The organism is Devosia sp. GW821-FHT12F11 (assembly GCF_058806655.1).
Map to the genome: position 1 here is coordinate 78,323 of NZ_JBXAPX010000006.1, position 17,445 is coordinate 95,767.

Below are 17,445 nucleotides of genomic sequence, written 5' to 3' on the forward strand. Positions count from 1 at the left end.
CCTTCTCCCCGATGGGGAGAAGAATCCGGAGAATGTAGCGATCGCCCCCTGCCCGTCGGGGGAGGGTGGATCGGCCGCAGGCCGAGACGGGTGAAGGGGGAGCCACCAAGCTATCCCGTAGTCAAAGCACTGCAACTCGATCGGGAAATGCACTAGCTTCGCGCCTATGGCCGAGCAGAAACTACGCAGCTACCGCGGGAAACGCGACTTCTCCAAAACCACGGAGCCCGCCGGGGGCGCCGTTGCGTCCGGCAGCACGCGCTTCGTGGTGCACAAGCATTCGGCGACCGCCGATCACTATGACCTCCGCCTCGAGCATGATGGGGTGCTGCTGAGCTGGGCGGTGCCGCGCGGCCCCTCGCTCAACCCGGCCGACAAGCGGCTGGCGGTGCATACCGAGGACCACCCGATCGAGTATATCGACTTCGAGGGGGTGATCCCCGAGGGCGAGTATGGCGGCGGGCCGATGATCGTCTGGGATACCGGCGACTGGGCGCCGATGGAGGATGTCGACGCCGGCCTCAGGAAGGGCGGCTTCAAGTTCCGGCTATGGGGCGAAAAGCTGAAGGGCGGCTGGATGCTGACCAGGCTCAAGGGCCGCCCCGGCGACAACGACAAGGAAAACTGGCTGCTGTTCAAGGAGCACGATCCGGCCGTCGACACCGAGACCGATATCCTCACCGAACGGCCGGAGAGCGTGAAATCCGGCCTCACGACCGAGCAGTTGCTGGAGGCGGCGAAGCCGAAACCGGTGAAGCTGCTGAAGGCCTCGGGCGTTACCGGCGCGGTGAAGGCGCCGCCGCCCGAGCAGGTGGAGCCACAGCTCGCCGCCTCGGCGACCGAACCGCCAAAGGAGACGCGGGCGGCGCAGTGGCTGCACGAGATCAAGTTCGACGGTTATCGCACCATTGCCCACGTGATCGACGGCAAGGTGAAGCTGATCACCCGCAGCGGCATCGACTGGACCAGGCGCTATGGCGACCTGCCCAAGGAGTTCGCCAAGCTGCCGGTCAAGCAGGCGATCATCGACGGCGAGATCGTTGTGCTGGACGAGAAGGGCATCTCGCGCTTCTCGGCGCTGCAGGATGCGCTGTCGGAAGGCGCCGGCAGCAAGCTGCATTTCTATGCCTTCGACCTGCTCTACCTCGATGGCTACGACCTCAGAGGCGCCGGGCTGACCGACCGCAAGCAATTGCTGTCGCAGATGCTGGGCGGGCATATCAGCGGGCGCTCGGCGATCCAGCTCAGCGACCATGTCGAGGGCGATGGCGAGGCGCTCTACGAACGGGTCTCGGAACTGGGGCTCGAGGGTATCGTCTCGAAGCGGACCAACGCGACCTACCAGTCGGGACGCACCACTACCTGGGTGAAGGTGAAAGCCAAGCCGGTCGGCGACTTCGTCATAGCAGGTTATACTGTGTCGGCGGCGGCCGAGGGGCTGGCCTCGCTGGCGCTGGCGGAGTTCGTCGATGGCGAACTCGAGTATCGCGGCAAATGCGGCACCGGCTTCGATGCCGCGATGCTGGCGCAACTGGAGCGCCGGCTGGAACCCCTGCGGGATCCGGCGCTGAAGCTCGAGGGTGCGCCCAAGGACATCATCTGGGTGCAGCCGGTGCTGCGCTGCAAGGTCCACTACGCCAACCGCACCTCGGACAACCTGTTGCGGCACTCGGTGTTCAAGGGACTGATCGAGACTGAGCTCACGGCCTCGGCGGCGCCGCGGCAGCGGCTGATCACCGATGCCGACCTCGCCTCGATTTCGATCACCAACCCGACGCGCCGGCTGTTCGGCAAGAGCGGCCCGACCAAGCTCGATATCGCCGTTTACTACGCGGCGGTGGGCGATTTCATGTTGCCGCATCTGTTCAACCGGCCGGTATCGCTGTTCCGCTGCCCGACCGGGTTGCCGAAGGATTGTTTCTTTCAGCGCCACGCTTTCAAGGGCATGCCGGCCTCGATAAATGTGTTCGAGACGCAGAACTCCGACGAGGAGGACAGGACCTACCTCACCATCGAGGACGCCAAGGGCTACCTGGCGCTGGCGCAGTTCGGGGTGGTGGAATTCCATGCCTGGGGTAGCCACCTGACGCATCTCGAACAGCCCGATCGGGTGACCTTCGACCTCGACCCGGGGGAGGGGATCGAGTTCCGCGAGGTGGTGGAGGCGGCGGTGCATCTGCGCGGTGAGCTCGAAGCCTTTGGGCTGGTGCCGTTCGTCAAGACCTCGGGCGGCAAGGGGCTGCACCTGGTGGTGCCGATCGAGCCGAAGCAGACCTGGAAGCAGGTGCATGCAGTCACCAGCGAGATGGCAGCAACGATGGCGAAGACTGCGCCCGACACGTTCGTTACCACCATCGGGGCGCAGAACCGCAAGCGGCGCATCCTGATCGATATCCATCGCAACGCCCGCAGTGCGACCGCAGTGTCACCCTATTCGCTGCGGGCGCGGACCAATATGCCGGCCTCGACGCCGCTCGACTGGCGCGATCTCGAAAGCATCGACGCTCCGGTGGATTTGAACTACTCTACGCTTCCGGGATTATTAACCACGTCCGGCGATCCGTGGGCCGAGATTAACCTGTCAGCCCGCCCTCTGCCTGCATCATCCAAGGCTGGACGTAGTACGCGCGCGTAGGAGGCGACGGTGGCACCCAGGGCAAGCTGGAAAGGCTATATCAAGCTGAGTTTGGTCAGCTGTCCGGTGAAGATGTATCCGGCGACGAGCGCGTCGGAACGCATCACCTTCAACCAGCTGCACAAGGACACCCATAACCGGATCAACATGAAACCGGTGGATCCCGAGCTGGGGCTGGTGGAGCGCAGCGACCTCGTCAAAGGCTATGAGTACGAGGACAAGCAGTACATCATCATCGACGACAGCGATCTCGAAGCGGTGCGGATCGAATCCAACCACACCATGAACATCGAGGCCTTTGTCGACGAGGACGAGGTCGACGTCATCTACCAGGACGCGCCCTACTATCTGGCGCCGGACGGGGCAATGGCGGAAGAGACCTTCGCGGTGCTGCGCGAAGCGATGCGGCAATCGGGCAAGCTTGCCATTGCGCGGCTGGTGCTGACCAACCGCGAGCGGGTGATCACCATCGGGGCGCGCGAGAACGGCATGTTCGTCACTGTGCTGCGCAACCCGAACGAGGTGCGGGGGACGGCCGAGTATTTTGGCAACATTCCTGAGGTGAAGCCGGACCAGGAAATGCTCGATCTCGCCGAAAAGCTGATCGAGCAGAAGGTCAAGCCGTTCAACCCCAAAGACTATGAGGATCGCTACGAGGTCGCGCTGATGGCGATGATCCGCGAGAAGCTCAAGGGTCACAAGCCGATCATCGCGGCGGCGCCGGAGCGCGGCAACGTCATCAACCTGATGGACGCGCTGAAGGCGAGCCTCGGACAGGCCAAGCCTGCCGCCCCGAGCAAGGCCAAGGTCGAGACCGTGGCGCCGGCCAAGAAGCCCTCGCTGAAGGAAGCGGTGGCGGCCTCTAAGGCGGCAGCGGCAAAGCCGGCGGCGAAGAAGAAGGCTTGATCCGGTGCGCTTGGGCGCCAAGCGAACTGGGCTGGCAAATCACCCCAGTGACCCGTAGAATCAGCTGATGCGGAAATCGGACAGCACTGTCGGTATCGTGGGGGCGCTCAGCGCGTTTCCGCGACGGCTGGCGGCGCGGGCGGTGGGGAGCAAGGGCAGCCGGCTGCGGCGTGGCCTGACCCGCCATACCGGCACGCTGGTGCTGGGCCGGACACTGCTCGACAAGCTGTCGGACGCCGAGATCGAATTGAAGGTCGCGAGCTTGCGCGAGACCGACGCATCGCTGATCAGCGAGAATGGGTTTCTGCGCTGGCTGGGGCTCTTAAGCGCGCCCGAGCAATCCAACCTCAGCCGGCAGTCGCTGCTCGATCAGTCGAAGCTCGACGCCCGCGCCTTTGATCTCCTGGTGCTGTTCGACGCGTTCGAGCATCACACCGAACCCTTCTCGTTCCGCGACCTGATCCTGTCGCGCAAATATGCCGGGCTGCTCGCCGGCGGCGCCACCTGGGGGGCGATTGCGCGCTCGGTGCATCGCTCCGGGCCGGTACAGTCGCTGACGGCGATGTCGCTGCATCCGGGCGGGCCGAAGCGCATCCGGGCGCTGATCGGCGATCAGCCGGCCGAGCTCGATGGGCAGCGGCTCCTGGCGCTGGCGCCGATCGAGGACGAGTCCGAGGAGTACTTTTCGCTCGCGGAGGCGGCGGAAGCGGCGGGGCTATTTGCCGAGGCGGCGGTGCTCTATGGGCACTGCCTGTCGATCGACCCCAACGACTCGGTGGCCGCCTATAACCGGGCCAATTGCCTGAAAGCAGCGAACGACAATTCCGAGGCGGCGAACGCCTATATGCAGGCGATCAAGCGCGATCCGGATTTCGTCGAGGCGTGGTTCAACTATGCCGGGCTGTTGCGCGAGGAGGGCAAGATCGCCATCGCGCGCCAGCACCTCAAGACCGCGATCGACATCGACCCCGACTATGCCGATGCGATCTACAATCTCGCGACGCTGGAGTATGACGCCGGGAACCTCGGCGAAGCCCGGCGCTGGTGGGTGCGCTATCTCGAACTCGACCAGGACTCGGAGTGGGCGAAGACCGCCTCGCGCGGCATCGCCTATGCTGACCTTCACACACGGAAATCGGCTGGCTGATGACGACCAGTTTTCTCTTCGACGGCCCCGAGGATGCTCGGGTGACGATCCTCCTGGCGCATGGCGCCGGGGCGCCGATGGACTCGGCCTCGATGAACGCCACGACCAAGGCGCTCGCCGCGGCCGGTTTCCGGGTGGCGCGCTTCGAGTTCGGCTACATGGCGGGCCGGCGGACTGACGCCGGCAAGAGGCCGCCGCCGAAGGCCGAGACGGTGATGCCGGAATATGTCGCGGCGATCGACGATCTCGGACCGACCACCGGGCCGCTGCTGATCGGCGGCAAGTCGATGGGCGGGCGGGTCGCCAGCATGATCGCCGATGCCGAATATGAGGCTGGCCGGATCGCCGGGCTGCTCTGCCTCGGCTATCCGTTCCATCCGCCGGGGCGGCCGACGCAGTTGCGCACCAAGCACCTGATCGGGCTGAAGACCCCGGCGCTGATCTGCCAGGGGACGCGCGATGAGTTCGGCGTGCCGGACGAGGTCGCGACCTATGGGCTGTCGCCGCAGATCGAGGTGAAGTGGCTCGAGGACGGCGATCACGACCTGAAGCCGCGCAAGGCGATTTCCGGGTTCTCGACCGCCGATCACCTGAAGACCATAGCCGACAGCGTCACCGCATGGGTCGGGCGCATCGCGCCCTAGAAAACGCTTCGGGGCCGGTATTGAAGATCGCGACGTTCAACATCAACAACGTCAACCGGCGGCTGGACAATCTCCTCGCCTGGCTGGACGAGGCCCAGCCCGATGTCGTCTGCCTGCAGGAGCTGAAGGCCCGGGATCACCAGTTCCCGGCGACGGCGCTGGCCAATGCCGGTTACGGGGCGGTGTGGCGGGGCGAGGCCAGCTGGAACGGCGTCGCCATCCTCGCCAAGGGCGTCGAACCGGTGCTGACGGCAGAAGAGCTGCCGGGCGACCCCGAGGACACGCAGGCGCGCTACATCGAGGCAGCGGTGAACGGGGTGGTGATCGCCTCGCTCTATGCGCCCAACGGCAACCCGCAGCCGGGGCCGAAATTCGACTACAAGCTGAGCTGGGGCGAGCGGCTGATCGCGCATGCGGCGGAGCTGTTCGACAGCGGCGTGCCGGTGGTGCTTGCGGGCGACTACAATATCGTCCCCGAGCCGCGCGACATCTATGTCACCACCTCGTACCGGGACAACGCCCTGGTGCAGCCCGAGAGCCGGGAGCAGTTTCAGCGGCTGCTCGACCAGGGCTGGACCGACGCGCTGCGGAAGAAATTCCCCAACGAGACGCTCTACACCTTCTGGGATTACATGCGGAACCGCTGGCCCCGCGATGCCGGGCTCAGGCTCGACCACATGCTGCTGAGCAAGCAGTTGGTGCGCAAGCTCGGGGCGGCGGGAATCGATCGCGAGGTGCGTGGTGAGGATGGGGCGAGCGATCATGCGCCGGTGTGGATCGAGCTGAAGGTGTGAGGCCCGTCGCCTTGTGCGTGGGGCTCCCCCTCCCATCCTCCCCCACAAGGGGAGAGGTGCTGTGCGGTGCGTAAGGCACGATCCAGCCCAATCCACCGGTCTGACACCTCCCCCTTGATGGGGGAGGCCGGGAGGGGGGGCCACCAGCACTAGCCTCGCCGAATCCGACGTTTAAGTTGACTGCAAACATCAGAATTAGTAGCGCAGTACCCATTGTTTTGAGCGATGGGTTTGACGATGGTGCCGCTGAAGCTGATCAAGGGCACGGTTATCGGCCGGCAGATGGTGACGCCGGGCATGGTGCGGGTGACGCTGGGTGGCCCCGATATCGAGGCGCTGAAATCGACCGGCGTCGGCGACGAGTATGTGCGGTTGTTCTTCCCCGACCTCGCCACCGGCGAGCTGGTGCTGCCCGAGGTCGATGCGCAGGGCTTCTGGAAGTATCCCGCGGGCAAGAAGCCGGCGCATTGCGAGTGCTACACCATCCGCTATTTCCGCGACGGCGAGATCGATCTCGATTTCGTGGTGCATAAGGACGGGCGCGCCAGCGAGTGGGCGCAGGCCGCAGAACCCGGCGACGAGATCGTGCTGCGCGAGCCCTACGGCATCTACGAGGCGCCCGCCGATGCGGATTGGCAGCTGTTCGTGTGCGATGCGACGGGCCTCCCGGCGCTGGGCCGGCTGCTTGAGGGGCTCGCCGAACATGTCGAGGCGCGGGTCATCGTCGAGGTGCCGGACAAGAGCCACGAGCAGCAGTTCGAGAGTCAGGCCAAGGTGAAGATCGTCTGGCTCCATGGCGCCGGCAACGGCATCGCGGCGAGCCAGCTCGAAGACGCGGTGAAGTCGATGAGCTTTCCGGCCGATCGTTCGGTCTATGTGTGGGTGGCGTCGGAGGCCAAGACCGTGCGGCCGATCCGCAAGTACCTGCGGCACGAACTGAAATGGCCGGCGACGCGCTATTCGATCACCGGCTACTGGACCGACAAGCTGGCGGAATGGGAGCGCAACTGGGGCGCGCTCGATCCGGCGGTGAAAAAGCAGATCGATGATCTTTGGCGCTCCGGCCGCGACGCGCAGGACGTGCGCGACGACGTCGAAGCCGTGATGGAGAAGTTCGGGCTCTAGCCCCTCACCCTAGTTCCGCTACGGACCTTCGGTCCTAGCTGCTCTACCCTCTCCCCTCAGGGGCGAGGGGACGCGGGCGGCTGATTTCGCTCACCCCGCAAAACTCCGGACCGCCGCCGTCACCGCCTCGGTAATCCCCGGGTCGCCGAGCGAGTGACCCGCATTGTCGACCACCTGCACCGTCGCATCCCTCCAGATCGCCGCCAGCGCATGCGCAGTGCGGGGTGGGCAGAGCAGGTCGTAGCGGCCCTGGACGATGATGCCGCGGATGCCGGCGAGGCGGTGGGCGTTGGCCAACAACTGGTCGGGCGCCATGAAGCTGTCATGGCTGAAATAGTGCGCTTCCATCAGCGCCGTCGCCGGGATGCGGGACGAGGGCGAGAAATCGAGCCGCGTCGTCGCCGGGCGCACTTCGGAGAGGATGCGCTCGGTATCGCCATAGGCGCGGGCGGCAGGGGCGTGGATCGCGACATCGGGATCGAGGATGCGCCGGAAATAGCTGTCGACCGGCGAGAGGCGTTCCTCCGGCGTCAACAGGCTGAGGAAATCCTCGTAAAGCGCCGGATAGAAGGTCGAGAGGCCGGTGCCAAAGGCCCATTCGAGTTCGGCGCGGGTGCCGAGGAAGGTGGCGCGCAGCACGATGCCGAGCACGCGCTCGGGATGCGCCTCGGCATAGGCGAGGGCGAGCGTCGCCCCCCAGGAGCCGCCGACCACCAGCCAGCGCTCGAAGCCGAAATGCGTGCGGAGCCGCTCCATGTCGGCGATCAGGTGGGCGGTGGTATTGGCCTCGCGCGAGCGCGCCGGGGTGGAGCGGCCGGCGCCGCGCTGGTCGAACAGCACGGCGCGGAAGCGGCTGGGATCGAACAGCTGGCGGTGCGCCGGCTGGCAGCCGCTGCCGGGGCCGCCATGCAGGTAAACCGCGGGGATACCGTCAAGCGCACCGAGGGTCTCGACATAGAGCTCATGGCCGTCGCCGACAGGGAGGCGGAGGGTGGTGAGGGCGGTGGGGGAGAGGTCGTCCACTGGTGCTACTCGTTTGTTACATATCGGCCGTCGTACGCCGCAGGCGGACGGTGCGATCGCCTCCCTCCCCCTTGAGGGGAGGGACCGAGGGAGGGGGTGGTGCAGTCAGCACCGAGCGTCCCTCACCACCCCCACCCCCAGCCCCTCCCCTCAGGGGGGAGGGGGAGCAGTGACAGCCGGTGGGTGTGGTTAGCACGCGGCCAGAGATTTGGCTCTCGGCAAGGGGCTCATGACTGCTCGCTCTCAGGCTCCAGCGTGCCATCCGCGAAGTTGCGGTAGATGTAGCGGTTCGTTCCGGTAGCAGACTCCTGTTCAGCCGTCCTGAAGATCTCGCTATGGCGCGGCGACAGGCTGCAGGCGGGGTCGGTGTTGGCGGCGCTGCCGGTGAGGGCGAAGGCCTGGCAGCGGCAGCCCCCGAAATCGAGCTCCTTGAAGGCGCAGCTCTGGCACGGCTCGGGCATCCAGCCGGTGCCGCGATAGCGGTTGAAGGCGTCGGAGTTCTGCCAGATCCAGGCGATCGAGTGGTTGGAGCGTACGCTCTCGAAATCGAGCTCGGTGATGGTTTCGGCGGCGTGGCAGGGCAGCACCTTGCCTGCCGGCGTGATGTTGAAGAACTGCCGGCCCCAGCCGCCCATGCATTTCTTCGGGCGGTCGGCGTAGTAGTCGGGGACGACATAGTCGATATCAAGGATGCCCTTCAGACGCAGCGAGGCCGCTTCGACAATGCGGGTAGCCTCGTCGATCTGGGCGATGGTGGGCATCAGCGAGGCGCGGTTCCTCAGCGCCCAGCCGTAATACTGGACGTTCGCCACCTCGATGCGATCGGCATCGAGGGCCACGGCCATGTCGATCATGCCGGGCAACTGGTGGAGGTTCTGCCGGTGCATCACCGCATTGACCGTCAGCGGCAGGCCGAGCTCGCGGGCCCAGCCGGCGGCTTCCAGTTTCTTGCTATGCCCCTTGAAGCCGGCGATGCGGTTGGCAAGTTCGGGCTCATTGCCCTGGAAGCTGATCTGGATGTGGCAGAGGCCGGCATCGGCGAGCGCCGCCAGCTTGTCGCGGTTCAGCAGCACCGCCGAGGTGATGAGGTTGGAATAGAGCCCAAGTTCGCTGGCGTGCTGGATCAATTCGGCGAGGTCCTTGCGGACGGTCGGCTCGCCGCCGGAAAAATGCACCTGCAGCACGCCGATCTCGGCGAGTTCGGTCAGCACCTTCTTCCACTCGTCGGTCGTGAGCTCGTTGCCGGCACGCTCCATCTCGACCGGGTTGGAGCAATAGCCGCATTGCAGCGGGCAGCGATGGGTGAGCTCGAGCAGCACGGCGAGAGGAATGCCGTAGGTTTCGGCGACGGACTTCTCTTCGAGGATGGCGAGACCATCCGTCGGGTCGGCGAAGACGGGCGTGGTATCGAGCAGCGTGGGGCTCATGGCGCGTCCTTTCGAGCCTCGACCACGAAGCCGGAGCCGGCGAGGTCCTGCAGCATGGCGATGACATCGGCGCCGATCTCGTCGCGCGGCGCGGCATAGGCCTCGGACAGTTGGTCGATGATGGCGGCGACGCTGCGCTGGCCGTCGCAGAGCTGCAGGATTTCGACGGCGATCTCGTCGGGCGCCATGACGCGCTCGGGCACCAGCAGCACCCAGCGCTGGCGCGCCTCGTCGTAGCGCAGCCGGGTGCCGCGGGCGAGGGTAGGGATGCTGTCCTCGGCGACGATCAGCCGGCGGCGGGCGGCGGGAGCTGTGGCGGTGCTCATGGCATGGCCGGAACGAAGGCGCCGGGCGGCACGTGGCCCTCGACATAGGCGTGGTAGAGCGCGTCGAGTTGCACCCAGAGCACGTTGGTCTTGAAGATCAGGGCGTTGCAGACCAGCTGGCGCTCATAAGGCGTTTTGGCGTGCTGTTTGACATAGTTCAGGGCGAACTCGGAATCGCGTGGCGCCTGGGTGAGGCGGCGGCTGAAATAGCTCATCACCTCGGGGTTCACGAAGTCATAGTGCTTCAGCATGCCCGAGATGCGCTCCTCATGCAGGTTCGGCGCGAACAGCTCGGTGAGCGAGGAGGCGATGGCCTCGAGCGGCGATTTCTCGCGTACGAAATGCACATAGGCTTCGACGGCAAAGCGGGTGGCCGGCAGGATGCCTTCGGCGCTCTCGACGTAGTCGGTATCGAGGCCAAGGCCCTCGGTCAGCTTGATCCAGCGCTCGATGCCGCCTTCGGTGCCGATATCGCCATCATGGTCGGAAATGCGGTGACGCCACTCGATGCGGGTGTCGCGATCGCGGAAGCGCGAGATCACTACCGCGTCTTTGATCGGGATGGTCGACTGATAGTAGTAGCGGTTGAGCGCCCAGGCCTGCACCTGGCCCTGGTTGAGCTTGCCGCCATGCAGCAGGGCATGGAACGGGTGGAGGCTGTGGTAGCGGGTGGCGCCAATGAAGCGGAGCTGCTCCTCGAGCTGCTCCGGCGTATCGAGCGGGGCATCGGCCGGGACCGAGAAGGCGGTGAGTGCAGTCATAGCGTGATCTCCATCCCGTCGGCCGGTATCTGCCAGCCGGCCTGTTCCACCGCCTGACGCTCCGGCGAGCCGGGCAGCAGGGCGGGGTTCGAATTGTTGATGTGCAGGAAGATTTTCCGCTCGATCCCGAGGCCATCGAGGGCAGGGATCGCGGCGGACATGGCCAGGTGGCCCATGCGCTGGCCGGTTTTTGCCGACAGACCCAGGCGGATCATCTCGTCATCGGTGAACAGCGTGCCGTCGAAGAAGGCCAGCTTGGCGCCGCGCAAGTGAGCCTCGACCTCCGGGGTCAGCGCCGCGCAGGCGGCGAGGAAGACCAGGCCTTCGCTGCTCGCTCGGTCGCGGATGACGAAGCCCAGCGTATCGCCATCTTCGTTGGCGCTGCTGTCCTCGACGAAAAGCGCGGCCTTGCCCGGGGCGATGAAGGGGAGGATCTCGAGACCGGACGGCGTGCCATCGGGCAGAAGCGGCTCGAACGCTGCATCGGGCGTGATGCCGATGCGGGGCACCAGCGCCGGTTTCAGCACATTGAAGATTGAGTTCTCGGCGAGCAGGTCCAGTACGCGCTGGTGGCCGTAGAGCTTGAATGCCGTGCCCTCGCGCAGGCTCAGCAGCCCGGCGATGGCGTCGACTTCGCCGTTGGAGAGAATGACGCCGGCGATCGGGCTGTGGCGCAAAGCGCGCGGGTGCAGCGCCGGGGTCTGCGTGAGCTGCTGGCGCAGGTCCGGCGAGGCGTTGATCAGGAACCAGTGCGCCTCGTCGGCGCTGACGGCGATCGAGGCCTGCGTGGCCTGAAGCTCGGGATGGCCGTTGCGGGCGGCGCGACAGTTGTCGCAGCCGCAATTCCATTGCGGCACCCCGCCACCCGCCGCGGTTCCCAGGACAATTATGCTGAGCATGAGGCCCGTCCCCGCGGCAGGATCGACGTGATTACTTGCGGGTCGCGCAAGCGTACATGTTGATTTCCATGCTCACCGGCACTTCGACCAGCTTGGGCTTCTTCCAGGACTTCATTTGAAGTTCTCCTCACGATTCACGGCTTGGTGCCGCGAGCGAGGAGTTTAGGGAGAACGCCGGGGCCCGCACTCTATCATGCTGATAGACAAGGCCTATTGGTTAGAATTCGGAGAGAGAGGCACGATCGAGGAAGGGCGGCGTGGGCCGGATGCGCGGCAGGGCCAGCGTTTCCCCGGCGGTCTGCAGCGCATCGATCAGGCTCGCGTAAGGCTCCTGCCGGCGGTACTGCGAGGCGACAAGCGCCACGATGCGGCGCGCATTGGCATTGATGCGATAGAGCCGCACGCCGTCGAGCGAAGCGCTGCCGCTGACCGTGGAGAGCGCCGGGGCAAGGCAGATACCGGAGCCGGCGCGGACGAGGCCGATCGCCACCTCGAAGCTGCGGCACTGGGCGGCGACGCGATGCTCGGGCAGCATCTGGTCGTACCAATCGGCGACGCGCTTGGCGTGCTGGGTGCCGAAGATGAACTGGATCGAGCGGTTGAGCATGGCCCAATCCGCAGGGGCGAGTTCGCGCGGGTCGGTAAGGTCGTCGAGGTTCAACTGCTCGGGGACGACGAGCACATAGGGATCCTCGATGATGGGGATCTGCAGGAAGCCGACGCTGGCTTCCGCCACCGAATTGGCGGCGAGGAGGCCGATATTGACGCGGCGGCCATAGAGCATTTCGAGGATGTCGGCCGGGGCGCTTTCCTGGATATCGAAGTCGATATCGGGGAACCTGGCCTGGGTTTTGGTCAGCGCCGTCGGCAGCACGACGCGCAACACCGAGTTGATGCCGGCGAGGCGCACCGTGACACGGTGGCCGCCGCTGTACTGGCCGAGCCCATCCTCGAGATCCTGCATGTTGCGGAGAATCTGCTCGGCCTTTGGCAAGAGATAGGTGCCGGCTTCGGTGAGCGTCATCTCGTTGGAGTGACGGCGGAACAGCCGGGTGCCGACGGTGGTCTCGAGTTTCGACAGCTGCTGCGACAGCGAGGGCTGGGCGAGGCCCAGTTGCTTGGCGGCCCGGGTCAGGGTTTCGGAATGGGCGACGGCCCAGAAGATGCGGAGCTGATGCAGCGTGATTTCCGGACGACGGGCGCGCAAGGTGGAGCGCGGTCGTCCGGTCTGCAGCAGGGCGGCGAGATCCGTGGGGATGGTCCGATCGTCGTCGTCGTCGGTCATGCTGCCACTCCTAACTGAGGAATGGGCTTAACGCGAGACGGCAGTCGGATTGCCAATGAAGAGGATTGGAGGCGGGGGTATGGGCTCTCGACACCGATAGGCCGGCGCGCACAGAGCCCCCCACCCTGTCCCTCCCCCGCAAGGGGGGAGGTGACCCTGTGGCCATTGCCTTCGTCCCGCAGACACCGGTGTCAGTCGAAGCGTCTCCCTCCCCCTTGCGGGGAGGGGACAGGGGTGGGGGTACGTTTCCCGCACCGGCCCTGGTGACAAAAGCTACAGCGTACCCTTGGCCTTCAGCTCACGCACCGCATCCTGCATCGCAGCCAGCGTGTCGTTGATAACCCCGGCGTCGTGTTCGCTGGAGAGGAACCAGGCGCCGCGTTCGAGGGCGCGGACTCCGCGGTACATCAGGGCGGTGGTCAGCGCGATGTAGGCGGGGCGGTTCATCTTGGCGAGGTCACGGTAGTCGCGGGCCGGCTTGTCGAGGCCGAGGGCGACGTGGAAGACCTGCGGGAAGCCGACCACCGAAGCGGTGACGCCAGCCGAGGCGAAGATCTCCTTGAAGCCTTCCTGCAGCGCAGTGCCGGAAACGCCGATCTTCTTGTAGAGCGCCGGAGTCAGCGACTTCAGCGTGGCAGCGGTCGCCGCCATGGCGATCGGCTGGGCGTTATAGGTGCCGCCATGGACGACGCCGCCCGAGGTGAACATGTCCATCAGGTCGGCGCGGCCGGCAATCGCCGCCACCGGGAAGCCGTTGGCGATGGCCTTGCCGAAGGTCGAGAGATCGGGGGTGACGCCGAACAGTTCCTGCGCGCCGCCGGGGGCGAGACGGAAGCCGGTGATGACTTCGTCGAAGATCAGGATGGTGCCGGTCTTGGTGCAGGCCTCGCGCACGCCCTCGAGATAGCCGGCGAGCGGGTGCACGGCCCCCTGGTTGCACATCGCCGCTTCCATGATGACGGCAGCGATATCGCCCTCAGCGAGCCGCGCCTCGAGCAGCTCGAGATTGTTCCAGGGCAGGACGACGAGGGTATCGGCGGTATCCTTGAGCTGGCCTTTCGAACCGATCACCGGGACCGGTGCGTCGGCGGGACCCGCGGCGTCGACGGCCGGAGCCGTGGACCACAGCACGTTGTCGAACCAGCCATGGTAATGGCCTTCGAACTTCAGGATCTTGGTGCGGCCGGTGGCGGCACGGGCAAGCCGCATCGCCGCCTGGTCGACCTCTGAGCCGGAGGAGCCGAAGCGCATGCGCTCGGCCGACGGCACCAGCTCGCAGACGAGGCGAGCGGCCTCGGCTTCGATGGCGGTCTGGCCGGCGAACAGGATGCCGTTGTCGATCTGCGACTTCACTGCATCGACCAGCGCCTGCGGCTTGTGGCCGAGGATCATCGGGCCCATGCCGAGGTAGTAGTCGATCAGCCGGTTGCCATCGACGTCATAGAGATAGGCGCCTTCGCCACGCTCGAACACCAGTGGGGTGGGCGAGATGTTGAGGCGGAAATTGCTGTTCACGCCGCCGGAGATCCACTGCGAGTTGGTGCGGATCGCCTCGACGGATTTATCGAAGCTGAGCGGGCGTGACTGAGCGGCCGATGGTGCGGCAGGGGATGTAACGGTCAACGCGGGACTCCTCAATTCTTGTAGTCCAAGTGGCCCCAGGGCCTGAAAGTTGTAAATGGCCGCCGGTTTCGCGAGGCGAAAAAATGGGCGGAAAGCTGATAACGCCGGCAGTTATGCTTTGGAGTTCTTGGCGACGGCAATGCAGTCGATCTCGTAACGGAGCGCCGCGCCGAGGCAATTGGTGATGGTGGTGCGGGCCGGGAACGGCGCCTGGAAATACTCGGGGTAGATGCGGTTGTAGAGCGCCAGGTCCGCGTCATCGCGCACATAGTTGCGGGTCTGGACCACATGCGCCAGGTCGCTGCCGGCGTCCTCGAGCACCTTGCGCAGGTTCTCGATCGAGCGGCGCATCTCGCCCTCGAAACTGTCCGATACGATCTTGCCGGTGGCATCGACCGAGGCCTGGCCGGAAACGAAGATCAGCTCGCCGACCTTGGTGGCCGGGCTGAACGGTAGATGCGAGCGCGGAGTGTCCGGCGCGCTGGGATATTCGATCATCGATGACTCCAATATTCTCAGCTGATCGGGAAGACGGGCTTCCGAAGCCGCTGGTAGGGCAGGGTCGTTAAGGCACTGGTGCAGGGACCGGGGGTGGTCACGGTGTAGCTGCCCTTGGCGATCTTGTCGTAGGCGCGGCGATGCGCGACGGCCGCCTTGACGCCGATCACCGACAGCTGTTCGGGGATGATGCCCTGCGAACGCAACTGGCCGAGATCGAAGGGCGGGGTTTTGCGGCTCGACAACAGGATCTTGATGCCGTTGGCCTCGACCACGGCCGAGGGCCCCATATTGTAGTGGATGCCCTGCATGGCGGCGAGGTGGCTGTGGCGATCCTCGAGGGTGAAGGCGCCGTCCGAGCGGCTGACGAAGCTGACTTCGAGCTCCACCGGGCCGGGGTCGAGCCGGCTGCCCTTGCCGCCGATCGACAGGGTGCGCTTGTCGCCGGGCTTCAAGCCCTCAAGCGCGCGGACCGCGGCGGCGTCGGCAATAGCGACGGCGGCGTTGGTGATGCCGTGGCGGAGGAAGCCGCGCAGCACCGGGGTGCAGTCGCCGGGGGCGCCGCCGCCGATATTGTCGGAGGGCTCGACGATGACATAGGGGCCGCCGGAGAGGGTCTTCACCTCGGTGAGCGCGGCATCGAGATCCCATTCGGTGGGGATGCCGAGCTCGCGCAGCTCGATGGCGAGGTTTTCCAGCCGGTCGAGGGCGGCCTTGGCGTCGGCATCGTTGCCGGTGGTGGTGACCGAGAAGGCGACGCCGGCATCGGGAATGTCGGAGAACGAGTAGCCGGCGACGACGTTGACGGTCCAGATTTCCGGGTTCTCGGCTTCGATCTGGCGGGCCAGCGCTTCGAGATCGCGCATCGGGCGATCGGCGGTGCCGACGCCGGTCGGGGCCCAGATGATCGGAGCGTTGCGGGCCACCATGTGCGGCAGCACGCCCTCGCGCAGGGCGCGGGCGAGAAGCTGCGCCGAGCGCACGGCGGATTTGTTGGCGTCGGTATGCGGGTTCTCGCGATAGGCGACGAGACCGTTGGCATTTTTCGCCATGGCGGCGGTGAAAGTCGCGTGGAGGTCGAAGACGCCGAACAGTGGCAGCGTCTCGGCGCCGGGGATCTTGCGGATCCGGGCCAGCAGTTCGCCTTCCGGGTCGACGCTCTCGGTGGTGACCATGGCGCCATGCAGCGCCAGCCAGATGCCATCGAGGCCGCCATCGGCGAGCGCTGCTTCGAGGCCGGTGCGCAGTTCGCTCCAGAACAGCTCGAACACCCTATGGTCGGCGGTGCCGGAGGGGAGCGCGGAGAAATCGGCGACCGGCACCACTTCCCAGCCTTCAGCCTCCGCGACCTCGAGGAAGCCGTCGATGGTCGAGCCGTCGCCACGCCGCGCCGTTACCGCGGCGCCGCGGTTGATGGTGAATTCGTCGAGCCCGGTGATCTCGTCGACGAACGTGTGGGTCTCGTGGAACAGGCCGGCGAGAAGGATGCGAGGCTTGGTCATTTGCGAGGTCATTTATTTGGGCTCGGATGCGGCGCGTGATGGGTCATTTCGGCGGTGATCTCGGCAAGGCTGGCGACGAGGAGCTTGCCCAGCCGTTCGATATTCTCGGGTTCGTAGCGGGCCGACGGGCCGGCAATACTGACGGCGGCGATGGCGTCGCCGCCAGGCCCGAAGATCGGTGCGGCGACACAGGCGCTGCCCATCTCGTTTTCCTCGAACTCGGTGGCCCAGCCGAGCGTGCGGCAGCGCTCGAGCACGGTCTCGAGCGCTTCGGGATCGGTGATGGTGCGTGAGGTCGCTGCCGGCAGGTTGCCGACCGAGTAGATGATCCGGCGGAAGTTGAGCGGCTGGTGGGCAAGCAGCGCCCGGCCGCAGGCGGTAGAGTGATAGGCGGCGCGGGTGCCGGAATAGGAGGAGACGCGAAGCGACTGGCTACCCTCGAGGCTTTCGACGATCACCGCGTCGGTGGGGCCGGGCAGCGCCAGGTTCACTGTCTCGCGCGTCGTGGCGCAGAGGCGGATCAGATGCGGGCGGGCGATGGCGGCGATGTCGAGCCGGCGTTCGACCGCCTTGCCGTAGACCAGATGCTGCAGGCTCAGCCGATAGGCGCCGGCCTTGGCGTCGCGCTCGGTGAGGCCGACATCGACGAGCGCGCTGACCAGATTGAAGGCGGTGGTCTTGGCGAGGCCGGTACGGATCGCCAAGTCGCGCAGCGATACCCAATCGCCGCCGGCCATGGCGTCGAGCAGGGCCTTGGCGCGCGCCACCGACTGGATGCGGGCCTCGGCCGTGGGGGTACTGGTCTGCGCGTTGTCGGGGGCGCTGGTTCTGGGCATTCGCACGGTCTCTC

Annotated in this window: 17 protein-coding genes; 6 read left to right on the forward strand and 11 right to left on the reverse strand. The window is 66.0% G+C overall.

Annotated elements, in window-relative coordinates; translation table 11 throughout:
• Positions 1–166: 166 nt before the first annotated feature.
• The 6 genes from ligD to AC1ROK_RS18025 all read left to right on the forward strand — a co-directional run bounded on the left by ligD (position 167) and on the right by AC1ROK_RS18025 (position 7,251).
• Complete coding sequence (gene ligD, locus AC1ROK_RS18000; protein WP_492849408.1) at positions 167–2,635, forward strand: DNA ligase D; 2,469 nt, start codon at positions 167–169, stop codon at positions 2,633–2,635.
• 9 nt (positions 2,636–2,644) lie between these two features.
• Positions 2,645–3,541 carry a non-homologous end joining protein Ku gene (gene ku, locus AC1ROK_RS18005; protein ID WP_492849410.1) on the forward strand — a complete coding sequence of 299 codons (897 nt, stop codon included), beginning with the start codon at positions 2,645–2,647 and terminating at the stop codon, positions 3,539–3,541.
• Positions 3,542–3,608: 67 nt separating this feature from the next.
• Positions 3,609–4,688, forward strand: a complete 1,080-nt coding sequence (locus AC1ROK_RS18010; protein ID WP_492849412.1) for a tetratricopeptide repeat protein — start codon at positions 3,609–3,611, stop codon at positions 4,686–4,688.
• Entirely contained in the window at positions 4,688–5,332 is a 645-nt protein-coding gene (locus AC1ROK_RS18015; protein WP_492849414.1) for an alpha/beta hydrolase family protein, read from the forward strand. The genes AC1ROK_RS18010 and AC1ROK_RS18015 overlap by 1 nt, the downstream gene beginning before the upstream one ends.
• A gap of 20 nt (positions 5,333–5,352) precedes the next feature.
• Positions 5,353–6,126: an exodeoxyribonuclease III gene (locus tag AC1ROK_RS18020; protein WP_492849416.1), complete on the forward strand. Its 774-nt coding sequence runs from the start codon at positions 5,353–5,355 to the stop codon at positions 6,124–6,126.
• Positions 6,127–6,351: 225 nt separating this feature from the next.
• Positions 6,352–7,251, forward strand: a complete 900-nt coding sequence (locus AC1ROK_RS18025; RefSeq protein WP_492849418.1) for a siderophore-interacting protein — start codon at positions 6,352–6,354, stop codon at positions 7,249–7,251.
• A 90-nt stretch (positions 7,252–7,341) separates the two neighbouring features.
• Here the strand turns inward: AC1ROK_RS18025 and pip are convergent, their stop codons facing one another.
• The 11 genes from pip to AC1ROK_RS18080 form a co-directional block, all read right to left on the reverse strand.
• Positions 7,342–8,274, reverse strand: a complete 933-nt coding sequence (gene pip, locus AC1ROK_RS18030) for a prolyl aminopeptidase (protein ID WP_492849420.1) — start codon at positions 8,272–8,274, stop codon at positions 7,342–7,344.
• Positions 8,275–8,501: 227 nt separating this feature from the next.
• The gene (gene pqqE / locus AC1ROK_RS18035; protein WP_492849422.1) at positions 8,502–9,701 is read right to left on the reverse strand and encodes a pyrroloquinoline quinone biosynthesis protein PqqE; all 1,200 of its coding nucleotides are present in this window, start codon (positions 9,699–9,701) and stop codon (positions 8,502–8,504) included.
• Entirely contained in the window at positions 9,698–10,027 is a 330-nt protein-coding gene (pqqD, locus tag AC1ROK_RS18040; protein ID WP_492849424.1) for a pyrroloquinoline quinone biosynthesis peptide chaperone PqqD, read from the reverse strand. Before pqqD ends, pqqE begins: the two co-directional genes overlap by 4 nt.
• Positions 10,024–10,788 carry a pyrroloquinoline-quinone synthase PqqC gene (pqqC, locus tag AC1ROK_RS18045; RefSeq protein ID WP_492849426.1) on the reverse strand — a complete coding sequence of 255 codons (765 nt, stop codon included), beginning with the start codon at positions 10,786–10,788 and terminating at the stop codon, positions 10,024–10,026. The genes pqqD and pqqC overlap by 4 nt, the downstream gene beginning before the upstream one ends.
• The gene (gene pqqB, locus AC1ROK_RS18050; protein WP_492849428.1) at positions 10,785–11,687 is read right to left on the reverse strand and encodes a pyrroloquinoline quinone biosynthesis protein PqqB; all 903 of its coding nucleotides are present in this window, start codon (positions 11,685–11,687) and stop codon (positions 10,785–10,787) included. Before pqqB ends, pqqC begins: the two co-directional genes overlap by 4 nt.
• A 31-nt stretch (positions 11,688–11,718) precedes the next feature.
• Positions 11,719–11,802 carry a pyrroloquinoline quinone precursor peptide PqqA gene (gene pqqA, locus AC1ROK_RS18055; protein ID WP_055046352.1) on the reverse strand — a complete coding sequence of 28 codons (84 nt, stop codon included), beginning with the start codon at positions 11,800–11,802 and terminating at the stop codon, positions 11,719–11,721.
• 102 nt (positions 11,803–11,904) lie between these two features.
• The gene (locus AC1ROK_RS18060) at positions 11,905–12,972 is read right to left on the reverse strand and encodes a LysR family transcriptional regulator (protein ID WP_492849430.1); all 1,068 of its coding nucleotides are present in this window, start codon (positions 12,970–12,972) and stop codon (positions 11,905–11,907) included.
• Between the two features lie 273 nt (positions 12,973–13,245).
• On the reverse strand, positions 13,246–14,595 hold the full coding sequence (locus AC1ROK_RS18065) for an aspartate aminotransferase family protein (protein ID WP_492849432.1): 1,350 nt from the start codon (positions 14,593–14,595) through the stop codon (positions 13,246–13,248).
• A 111-nt stretch (positions 14,596–14,706) separates the two neighbouring features.
• Complete coding sequence (locus AC1ROK_RS18070) at positions 14,707–15,093, reverse strand: RidA family protein (RefSeq protein ID WP_244488473.1); 387 nt, start codon at positions 15,091–15,093, stop codon at positions 14,707–14,709.
• A 17-nt stretch (positions 15,094–15,110) separates the two neighbouring features.
• Entirely contained in the window at positions 15,111–16,595 is a 1,485-nt protein-coding gene (locus AC1ROK_RS18075; protein ID WP_492849434.1) for a M81 family metallopeptidase, read from the reverse strand.
• Positions 16,596–16,603: 8 nt separating this feature from the next.
• Positions 16,604–17,431 (reverse strand): IclR family transcriptional regulator, encoded by an 828-nt coding sequence (locus tag AC1ROK_RS18080; protein ID WP_492849436.1) that lies wholly within the window; start codon positions 17,429–17,431, stop codon positions 16,604–16,606.
• Positions 17,432–17,445: the final 14 nt, after the last annotated feature.